2 protein-coding genes are annotated in these 482 nt (G+C 35.1%); both read right to left on the bottom strand.

What is annotated here, in order from left to right:
• The coding region (locus ACVC5O_RS15760) for a hypothetical protein (protein WP_452222438.1) at positions 1 to 222 on the bottom strand (222 nt) is incomplete at its 3' end.
• A gap of 70 nt (positions 223 to 292) precedes the next feature.
• Positions 293 to 482, bottom strand: a 190-nt coding sequence (locus tag ACVC5O_RS15765; RefSeq protein ID WP_452222439.1) for a T9SS type A sorting domain-containing protein, incomplete at its 5' end; no start/stop codon positions are given.

A 482-nucleotide genomic window follows, 5' to 3' on the forward strand; every position in this document is an offset into this window, starting at 1 on the left:
ACTAGTCTGGTTTTGACAGGCCAAAGTAAAAGACCCATTAGCATCATCTATTGCTCCAGAACCATCCACAACAAAATATGTACTAATATTTGCATCGCATAAACGAATGGCATCCACGCAGTCGGCTTCGGCTTGGATTTGCGTATTTGCTACTAGAGAAAAAAAACAAAATGCACTAAATAATAGCTTATCTAAGTAATTTTTTTGTGAGGATTGTACCATCTTCTAATTTTATTTTAACAAGTATTATATTTTTTAAAACCGTTTCGACTGCGCTCAACCAGACAGCATGTTACTGCTTTATCACCTTTTTAATACTTACATTCCCTAAATCATCAAACAGTTTTAAAAAGTAAATCCCATTTGGTAAGGTTGCTAAATCCAATTGAGTGGTAAACGCCTGTGATAATACTTGCTGTCCTGCTACATTGTAGAGTTGTAGCTGTGTAATAGTCGCTGTACTACTAATTGTAAGTGTGTTT

It is taken from the genome of Lacinutrix salivirga, assembly GCF_053604675.1.